The following is a 9,693-nucleotide window of genomic DNA, read 5'->3' on the forward strand; positions in this document are numbered from 1 at the left end:
GATTTGCAGGCCGCCAAAAGATCGCAGCCTTCGGCAGCTCCTACAAAGAACAGGCGTGGGTCGTGGGTGGTGTCAGGTTGCCATGCAATCTGGCATGCACAACCAACTAATTGGCAAACAGGCAAAAGGCCAAAAAAAAAGCGGCCCTTAGTATCTAAAAAGACCGCAAACCTGCGCTCCAAGAACAAGAACGGATGTCATGCCATGCTCAAGTCTCCCTTGCTTCGACTTTCCACGCTCGCGCTGATGATCAGTGCCGGGCAGGCCGGAGCCTACGAACTGTACTCAGACAGCGACACTCACCTGAATGCCACCCTGGAAGCGGTTTTCGGCGTATTCCACAGCCAGGAAAACTACGCCCTGTCGGGTCGTCTCGATGAAGGTTCGTCGTCGTGGCGCGAGGGTTACATCAAGTACGGCCTGGCCTTCGACAAGGGTCTGGCCGGCGCCGGCACCGCTTACGGTGCGGCCAACATGCTCAGTTCCGGCACCTGGGGCGACGGCGATGCCGCCGGTTTCACCGATGGTTCGGAACGCACCACCAAGTTCGAAGACGCCTACCTGGGCTGGCGCTCGGCGGACCTGTTCCCGGTGCTGGGTGCCGACGGCATCGACCTCTCGTTCGGTCGCCAGAACATCATGATCGGCGACGGTTTCCTGATCAACGGCGACGCCCTGAACCTGGGCAAAGGCATTGCCGACGGCGAATTCAACCGTGGCGGCGCTTACTGGCTGGCCGCGCGCAAGGCCTTCGACGAAACCGCCATCCTGCGCATCGGTGGCAAGGAAGGCTGGCGCAGCGACCTGATGTGGCTGAAGTCCAATAACCGCGCCCAGGCCAAGACCGAAATGTACGTCGGCACCCTGGAGCACGTGGCCGAAGCCGGCACGGTCGGCCTGACCTACATCGACACCACCGACGTCGACGAAGAGTTCGCCTCGCCGATCCAGCTGGAACGCGACGGCATGAAAACCTACAGCCTGCGCGCCACCGGCAATGCCGGGGTCAAGGACCTGTTCCTCTCCGGCGAATACGCCAAGCAGGACAAGCCCCACACCTCAAGCGAAGACGCTTGGTACCTGGAAGCCGGCTGGACCTTTTCCCAAGCACCGTGGACGCCGTATGCCGGCTATCGCTACAGCCGCTTCTCGGAAAACTACGACACGCTGTTCTACGGTTTCAGCCGTGGCTTCGGTACCTGGTTCCAGGGTGAAGTGGCGGGCAACTATGCAGGCCCGTTCAACAGCAACTCGCGCATCCAGCAACTCAAGTTCACCGTCTCCCCACTGGAGAACCTGACCGTCGGCGCGATGTACTTCAACTTCGATACCATCGACCGCAACCTGGGCAATGCCGATGGTCATGAAACCGATATCTATGCCGAATGGCACGTCAACGACCACCTGAGCATCATGCCGCTGGTGGGTCTGTTCCAGCCGGACAAGAGCGCCGATCAGGGTGGCACGCAGTTGGGCAACAACGACAAGAACCTGTACAGCCAGCTGATATTCGCCACGACTTTCTGATTCGGCCAACACGCCAATCCTGTAGGAGCGAGCTTGCTCGCGAAAAACGTTAACGATGCCGCGAGCTCCCTGAATGGTCGCGGTGCCTGCAGGTTTCTCGCGAGCAAGCTCGCTCCTACAAAGGTCGCGTTTCGATCAGCATTGCCCCCATGGAAAAAGGCATTCCCATGCAGAAAAAAATCCTCACGATCAAGAGCAAAATCGCCCTGCTCGCCGGCCTCTGCCTGTTGTTGGTAGTGGGCATGCTGATGGGGTTGTCGTTCTACCAGACCCATAAAAGCAGCCAGCAAGTGGCCGAGGCCAGCAGCGACATGCTCGCCAGTGCGGCCAAGGAACACATGCAGGCGCTGGGAAGGGTGCAAGCCATGCAGGTGCAACGCACCTTCATGCAGACCCATGAATTCGGCCAGGGGTTATCGCGATACTTGCTGTATCTGCGACAACTTCAGCATCAGGGGACTTTGACCCGCCAACAACTTCGCCAGGAGCTGAGCACCCAGCTTCATCAGGCCCTCAATGACAAGCCCGACCTGCTCGGGCTTTACGTCATTTTTGAACCCGACGCTCTGGACGGCGACGACGCCGGTTTCGCCGACAAGGCGGACCTTGGCAGCAACGAAAAAGGCCGCTTCTCGTTGTACTGGGTACAGAGCAAACCCGGAGAACTGCAAGCGGTGATCGGCGACGAAGGCCTGCTCGCCAACACTGAGCCGGGGCCAAGCGGCGCGCCCTACAACGCGTTCTACACCTGCGCCCGCGACACCCGCCAGGCCTGCGTGCTGGAGCCCTATTTCGACGACGCTTCCGGCAGCCGCAAACTGGTGACCAGCGTCGCTTTCCCGCTGCTGGAAAACGGCAAGGTCATCGCCGTGGTCGGCCTCGACATCAACCTCGCCGCGTTGCAGAAGAACAGTGAAGCCAGTGCCCTTGAACTCTTCGACGGCCACGGTCAGATCAGCATCGTCAGCCCCCGTGGCGTGATCTCCGCCAACAGCCAGGACGTCAATCGCCTCGGACAGCCGATGGACAACGCCGAGGTAATGAGCGCCTTGGGTCAGGGCCAGCCGAAGGTATTTGTCGACACGCAGCAGATCAAGGTTCTAGAACCGTTGTCACCCATAGCCGGCGCTGCACCGTGGGGCGTGCTGGTGGGCGTGCCGCAGGATGTGCTGCTGGCACCGGTCGCGACGCTGAAAAAGGAACTCGATACCCAGGGCGCGCAAAGCACTGCGCTGGCGCTGCTGCTCGGCGGCGGCTCGGCCCTGCTCGGCCTGCTGCTGATCGGGTACACCGCGCAACGCATCACTCGGCCACTGCAAGTGCTGACCCGGGTCATGGAAGATATCTCCCTGGGCGAAGGCGATCTGACACGGCGCCTGCAAGTGCAATCACGGGATGAGATCGGCCAGTTGGCGACAGCCTTCAACCGCTTTGTCGAACGCATCCACCAGACGATTCGCGAGGTGTCGTCGGCGGCCTTGGGCGTCAATGAGGGCGCACGTCGTGTGCTGGATGCGTCGAATTCGTCGCTGAGCAATTTCGACGATCAATCCAGCCGCACCAACAGCGTTGCCGCCGCGATCAACCAGCTGGGGGCTGCGGCCCAGGAGATCGCACACAACGCGTCCGACGCCTCCCACCAAGCCTCCGCCGCACGGCAACAGGCCGAAGACGGGCGTCAGGTGGTGCAGCGTACGATCGAGGTAATGAACGAACTGTCCGGCAAGATCAGTGCGTCCTGCGCCAACATCGAAGTGCTTAACGGCAAGACCGTGAACATCGGGCAGATCCTCGAAGTGATCAAAGGCATCTCCCAGCAGACCAACCTGCTGGCACTCAACGCCGCCATCGAGGCGGCACGGGCGGGTGAAGCCGGTCGTGGATTTGCGGTGGTGGCGGACGAAGTGCGCAGCCTGGCCGGGCGCACCCAGACCTCGGCGCTGGAGATTCAGCAGATGATCGAGGAACTGCAAATCGGCGCCCGGGATTCGGTCACCACCATGACCGAAAGCCAACAGCACAGCGAAGAAAGCGTCACCATCGCCAACCTCGCCGGCTCACGCCTGGGCAGCGTCACCCAGCGCATCGGCGAGATCGACAACGTCAACCAGTCCGTCGCCGCCGCCACCGAGGAACAGACCGCCGTGGTCGAAGCCCTGAACGTCGACATCACCCAGATCAACACCCTCAACCAGCAAGGCGTGGAAAACCTGCAAGCGACGTTGCGCGCGTGTACCGAGCTTGAGCAACAGGCGGCGCGGTTGAATCAGTTGGTGGGGAGTTTTCGGATCTAGGTTGATGTTGCCTGAACGACCGCCATCGCGGGCAAGCCCGCTCCCACAGGGGATCTGTGATGAATGCAGAATTTGTGTTCGACACAGATCAAAACTGTGGGAGCGGGCTTGCTCGCGATGGGGCCGGCACATCCAACATCAATGGTGACTGACACTCCGTCATCGCTAGCAGGCTAGCTCCCACAGTGGTCCTCTGTCGTGCACAGATTTTGTGTTCACAGAAGATCTACTGTGGGAGCTAGCCTGCTAGCGATTAGGCCGGCACATTCTCCATCAAGACACCTGACACACCGCTGCCAATCTGGCACCCACAACCAACCACCTGGCACACACGCAAACATGTCGCGTTGCAGCCCGGGCGTAGTATCGGGACAGCCCCAGCGAGTGGGCGCAAAGCAACGCTGTAACCCTCCATTTCTCACTAAAAACAATAAATCGGCCTTCGGGTCGCGGGAGACGTTTGTGCTTAAGAAAAGTGCGTTGGGCTGGCCTAAGATTGCCGGCCTCGGAATTGCGTTGGTGGTGGCTGGGCAGTTTTCCGGCTGGAACTTCGGGTTGGCGGCCGGTGGCTGGTTGAACATGCTGATCGCCACGCTGTTGATGGCGCTGCTGTGCGGCGGTCTGGCGTTATGCGTGGCCGAACTTTCCACCGCATTGCCAAGTGCTGGTGGCGTGTTTGTCTATGCGCAAACCGCGTTCGGGCCGTTCGTGGGTTATCTGGTGGGTGTCGCGTGCGCTTTGGCGTTGACCATTGGCACTGGTGCGGCGGCGACCTTCATTTGTGCCTACACCGAGTCGATTTTCGGCATCGGTGGCTGGCCGGTGAAGATCGCCCTGTTCGCGGTGATCGTCGGTATCCACCTGCGCGGTGTCGGCGAGGCCATGGGCCTGACGTTCATTGCCGGCGTGATCGCCGTGGCCGCCCTGCTCACCTTCGGTGTAGCGATGGCGCCCCATGTTGAACTGGCCAACCTGCTGACCTTGCCGGCCAGTGTCGCCACACCCGTCAGCCTCGGCGGCATCTTCGCTTGCGTGCCGTTCGCCATCTGGCTGTTCATTACTGTCGAGCAAACCGGCTCGGCAGCCGAAGAAGCCGCTGACCCCGGCCGCACCATGCCCCGCGGCATTCTCGCGGCCATTGGCACGCTGCTGGTCACTGCACTGGTGGTGCTGGTGTGCGCACCGGGTGCTGGCGGCGTTGAGCTCGTAGGTTCGGCGGGCGACCCGTTGTACGCGGCGATGTCCAGCAACAGCGCCTTCGGTGAAAACTCGTGGCTGGCCAAGGTCATCGGCTGCGGTGGCGTTTTCGGCTTGATCGCCACCTTCTTCTCCCTGGTGTACGCCGCGTCCCGACAACTGTTCGCCATGGCCCGTGATGGCCTGTTCCCGCAATGGCTGGGCAAGACCGGCAAACGCGGCACGCCTTATCCGGCGCTGTTGCTGATCGGTGCCATCGGCCTGCCGATGTCCGAGATCGACCCAGCCACCGTGATGCTCGCGGTCGTGCTGCTGCTCAACGTTTGCTACCTGTTCATCTTCGGCGCCTACCTGCGCATCAAAAGCAGCCAGCCTGACCTGCCACGCCCGTTCAGCCTGATCGGCGGAAAACTGGTCGCCTGGCTGGGCCTGGCCCTGACGTTGGTGGTGATCGCCGCCTGCTTCCAGCTTGACGTCAAGATGCTGATCGCCCTCGGCGTCACCTTCGTGTTGTGCATTTTCAACTTCCTGCTGCGCACCCGTCGCAGCACCGCTATCGAGGCTCCAAACCATGCCTGACACTCTCCTGCAACGCCGCCACCGTGTGCTCGGCAGCGCCTCGCCATTGTTCTACGACAAACCGCTGCACCTGGTACGCGGTGAAGGCGTCTGGTTGATCGACGTCGACGGCCGCCGCTATCTGGACGTCTACAACAACGTGCCCTGCGTCGGGCATTGCAACCCGCGCGTGGTCGAAGCGATGCACCGCCAGGCGAGCACCCTGAACATCCACACCCGCTACCTGGATGAGCAGGTTGTGCGTTACGCCGAGCGCCTGACCGCCACCTTCGCCCAGCCGCTGGACACCGCGATGTTCACCTGCACCGGCACCGAGGCCAACGAACTGGCGCTGCGCCTGGCGCGTTATGCCAGCGGCGGCACCGGCATCATCATCAGCGACTACAACTACCACGGTAACTCGGCGTCCCTGGCCGAAGTCACCACCGCCCTGCCCTCGCCCGAACCGTTCGCCGCCCATGCCCGCGCTGTGCCGATTCCATGCCTGTACCACGCACCGGCGGGCACCACCGAAGCACAACTGGCCAATGAGTACGCGGCCAATATCGCCGCCGCGATTGCCTCGATGCAGGCCCAGGGTGTTCGTCCGGCAGCGCTGTTGATCGACACCTTGTTCGCCAACGAAGGCCTGCCGCGTGTGCCGGCCAGTTTCGTGGCCAAGGCTGCAGAACTGATCCGCGCGGCGGGCGGTTTGTTCATCGCCGATGAGGTGCAGTCCGGGTTCGGTCGTACCGGTGATCACCTGTGGGGGCACCAGGCCCACGGCGTGACGCCGGACATCGTCACCCTCGGCAAACCCATGGGTAACGGCTACCCGCTGGCCGGGCTGATCACCCACAAGGCGCTGGTCGAATCCTTCGGTCGCAACGCCATGTACTTCAACACCTTCGGCGGTTCGCCCGTGGCGGCAGCGGTGGGCATGGCGGTGCTGGATGAGATTGAAGACAAGCAATTGCTGCACAACGCGCAAAGCGTCGGCGCTTATGTGCATCAGCGTTTGTTGGGGCTGGCGAACAAGCATTCGATCATTGGCGATGTTCGCGGCAAAGGCCTGTTCTTTGCCATGGAACTGGTACGCGATCACAGGAGCAAGGAGCCCGCTGGCCTGGAAGCGCGCAAGGTGGTCAACGACATGCGCGACAACGGCGTGCTGATCAGCAAGATCGGCGCCGGCGACAACATCCTCAAGCTGCGCCCGCCCCTGGTGTTCAACCGTGAACACGCGGACCTCTTCGTCGACACCCTGGACAACGCCCTGAGCGCGATTTGAGGCACTGCCATGACCGAATTTCACACCTTGAGCCACGACCAGCAGGTGGCTCGCCTGCACGATCTGGCACGCCAGGCCCTGCAGCATTGGGAAGGCGACTTCGCCGACATCGAACTGGTGAAATACCGCGAGAACGCGGTGTTCTCCGCCCGGCGTCACGACGGCCAACGCGTGGCCCTGCGCATCCATCGCAATGGCTATCATTGCGAAGCGGCGCTGCGCTCGGAACTGCAATGGATGGAAGCACTGGAAAGCGCCGGGATCACCGTGCCGCAGATCATTCGCGCTCAGGATGAGCGGCATCTGATTGAGGTGAGCCATGCCGGGATTGGTGATCGCCATGTCGACATGCTCGTCTGGTTACCCGGTGCGACCGCTGGCACCTCGGAAGCCGGGGTGCAGCCCGATACCGAGATCGACTTTCTGTTCAAGGAGGCCGGTGCGATTGCGGCGCGCATTCACCTGCATTCGGCGCATTGGCAGCAACCGGACGAGTTCGTCCGGCATGCCTGGGACGAGGAAGGCTTGATCGGCGCCAACCCGTTCTGGGGGCGCTTCTGGGAGCTGGAGCAGCTGAGTGACGAGCAGCGGGGTCTGCTGCAAGAGGCCCGGCGCAGGGCACGGCGGGATTTGCGCCATTACGGTCGGCATCTGGGCAACTTCGGCATGATCCACGCTGACCTGGTGCCAGAGAACCTGCTGATCGAAGGCCCACGCCTGCGTCTGATCGACTTCGACGATGCCGGGTTTGGCTGGCACATGTTCGAGCTGGCGACCGCGCTGTACTTCTGCCTGGACGACCCACGCTATGAGCAGATCAAGGCCGCGCTGCTTGAGGGCTATCACGCGATCAAGCCGCTGACCGAAGCTGACCGCCAGACGCTGGCGCTGTTCTTATTGCTGCGCGGCACTACGTACCTGGGCTGGATTCACACCCGCCAGGGCACGCAGACCGCGATTGAAATGGCGCCGATGCTGATTGAGCGGGCTTGCGGGTTGGCTCGGGCCTATCTGCAGGGCTGATACATCGCCATCGCTAGCAGGTGCTGATACATGATCGTTCCCACGCTCTGCGTGGGAATGCCTCAACGGACGCTCTGCGTTCGGCTTTGGATTCTGGGACGCGGAGCGTCCCCGGGCTGCATTCCCACGCAGAGCGTGGGAACGATCGACCGATCCCGCAGGAAACCAGTGTTCAGCAAGCAGCCGCAGCGTGGTCCACGCGATGGAACAGGCGGTTGAAGTACACCAGGCTGTCACGCGGTTCGCGCACGCCAACCTTCGTCAGCTCCACGAACATCACCGAATGCGAACCCACTTCCTTGCACTCGCTGATGCGCCCTTCCAACTGCACCAGCGCGTCGCGCAGTACCGGCACGTCGGCATTGCCGTCGTCCCACAGGTCCCAGGCGAAACGTTCGTCCATCGGCACTTTGGTCATGCCGGCGAAATGCCGGGCCAGTTCTTCCTGTTCGCCGCACAGCACGTTCACGCACAGGTGGCCGTTGGTACGGAACACATCGTGGGTCGCGCTGTTGCGGTTGACACAGACCAGCACGGTGGGCGGCGAGTCGGTCACCGAGCAAACGGCGCTGGCAGTGATGCCGCAACGACCGCCAGGGCCGTTGGTGGTGATGATGTTCACCGCAGCAGGCAGCTGCGCCATGGCGTTGCGAAAGTCGATTTGCTGCTGGCTCAAGTCGGCCATGTCGATGCCCCTTCCTTCAGGAGGACCGCGACGAAAGCGGTCCGTAGGTGATGGAGCTAGACTAAGGCCCGGGGCGCGGCGCAACCATTGCGACGATCCCCATGGTGAGGTTGGGTTTCCGCTAGTCGACTAGGTGGTTTCTTTATCGCATGGGCCGGCGACAGTGGGTATTCTGCACATTAGCTTTAAAACGCAGGCTCCAGAAAGATGAGCCAACGTGCGCCGCGCGTTCGCGTGCGAAAACAATAAATAGAAAATTCGTGGCAGCCCCGATGGAAACACGCAAACCGATTGTTTATATCGTCGACGACGACAAAGACCTGCGCACCTCGCTGGCATGGTTGCTGGAGTCGGTCAGTGTGCAGGCGCAATGCTTTGCCGGTGCAGACGAGTTCCTCAGCCAATATGACCCCAAGCAGCCCGCCTGCCTGGTGCTCGACGTGCGCATGCCGGAAACCAGCGGTTTCCAGTTGCAGGAAATCCTCAACCAGCGCGGCAGCACCCTGCCGACCATTTTCGTCTCGGCCCATGGCGACATTCCGATGTCAGTCACGGCCATGAAGAACGGTGCGCTGGACTTCGTCGAGAAGCCCTACAACCCGCAGCAGATGATCGATCGCATCCAGGCAGCACTCAAGACCGCCGTGCATGCCCAGGCCGATCAGGAGCAGCGTCAGAACCTGCAAAGCAAGCTGGCCCTGCTGACCAGCCGCGAGCGTGAAGTGTTGATGCTGGTGATCGATGGCAAGGCCAGCAAGGTGATCGCACGGGAGCTGAATATCAGCGTGAAAACCGTTGATGTGCACCGCACCAAGATCAAGGAAAAGATGGGCGTGAGCAGCATCGCCATGCTGGTGCGCGAGGTGCTGCATTTGCCGGTGGATGAGCCGGCGCGGCATTGATCACTCGACCGCCATCGCTAGCAGGCTAGCTCCCACAATGGTCTCCTGTCGTACACAGTGTTTGTGTTCACAGAAGATCCCATGTGGGAGCTAGCCTGCTAGCGATGAGGCCGGCACATCCAATATCAATGGTGACTGACACTCCGCCATCGCGGGCAAGCCCGCTCCCACAGGATCACCGTCGAACACAAATTCCGTGTTCACTGGAGATACTTG

7 protein-coding genes and 2 pseudogenes are annotated in these 9,693 nt (G+C 61.6%); 7 read left to right on the plus strand and 2 right to left on the minus strand.

Going from position 1 to position 9,693, the window contains the following annotated elements:
- Nucleotides 1-188, minus strand: a 188-nt coding sequence (locus tag ACRESJ_RS15565) for a hypothetical protein (protein WP_431758696.1), incomplete at its 3' end; no start/stop codon positions are given.
- A 16-nt stretch (nt 189-204) separates the two neighbouring features.
- Here ACRESJ_RS15565 and ACRESJ_RS15570 point away from each other — a divergent pair.
- The 6 genes and pseudogenes from ACRESJ_RS15570 (at nt 205) to ACRESJ_RS15595 (ending at nt 7,890) form a co-directional block, all read left to right on the plus strand.
- Nucleotides 205-1,527: a hypothetical protein gene (locus ACRESJ_RS15570; protein ID WP_431758697.1), complete on the plus strand. Its 1,323-nt coding sequence runs from the start codon at nt 205-207 to the stop codon at nt 1,525-1,527.
- Between the two features lie 386 nt (nt 1,528-1,913).
- Nucleotides 1,914-2,966, plus strand: a pseudogene (locus tag ACRESJ_RS15575) (HAMP domain-containing protein); the annotation flags it as partial.
- Between the two features lie 255 nt (nt 2,967-3,221).
- Nucleotides 3,222-3,821: pseudogene (locus tag ACRESJ_RS15580) on the plus strand (methyl-accepting chemotaxis protein); the annotation flags it as partial.
- A 462-nt stretch (nt 3,822-4,283) separates the two neighbouring features.
- Nucleotides 4,284-5,597, plus strand: coding sequence for an amino acid permease (locus ACRESJ_RS15585; RefSeq protein ID WP_431758698.1), 1,314 nt, complete (start codon nt 4,284-4,286; stop codon nt 5,595-5,597).
- Nucleotides 5,590-6,867, plus strand: coding sequence for an aspartate aminotransferase family protein (locus ACRESJ_RS15590; protein ID WP_431758699.1), 1,278 nt, complete (start codon nt 5,590-5,592; stop codon nt 6,865-6,867). The genes ACRESJ_RS15585 and ACRESJ_RS15590 overlap by 8 nt, the downstream gene beginning before the upstream one ends.
- A gap of 9 nt (nt 6,868-6,876) precedes the next feature.
- Complete coding sequence (locus ACRESJ_RS15595; protein WP_431758700.1) at nt 6,877-7,890, plus strand: phosphotransferase enzyme family protein; 1,014 nt, start codon at nt 6,877-6,879, stop codon at nt 7,888-7,890.
- Nucleotides 7,891-8,062: 172 nt separating this feature from the next.
- Here the strand turns inward: ACRESJ_RS15595 and hpaC are convergent, their stop codons facing one another.
- The gene (hpaC, locus tag ACRESJ_RS15600) at nt 8,063-8,575 is read right to left on the minus strand and encodes a 4-hydroxyphenylacetate 3-monooxygenase, reductase component (protein WP_431758701.1); all 513 of its coding nucleotides are present in this window, start codon (nt 8,573-8,575) and stop codon (nt 8,063-8,065) included.
- A gap of 272 nt (nt 8,576-8,847) precedes the next feature.
- Between hpaC and ACRESJ_RS15605 the strand changes: the two genes are divergently transcribed.
- Nucleotides 8,848-9,477: a response regulator transcription factor gene (locus ACRESJ_RS15605; protein ID WP_431758702.1), complete on the plus strand. Its 630-nt coding sequence runs from the start codon at nt 8,848-8,850 to the stop codon at nt 9,475-9,477.
- The last annotated feature ends 216 nt before the right edge of the window (nt 9,478-9,693 follow it).

This window comes from Pseudomonas sp., assembly GCF_050739655.1.
GTDB lineage: Bacteria > Pseudomonadota > Gammaproteobacteria > Pseudomonadales > Pseudomonadaceae > Aquipseudomonas.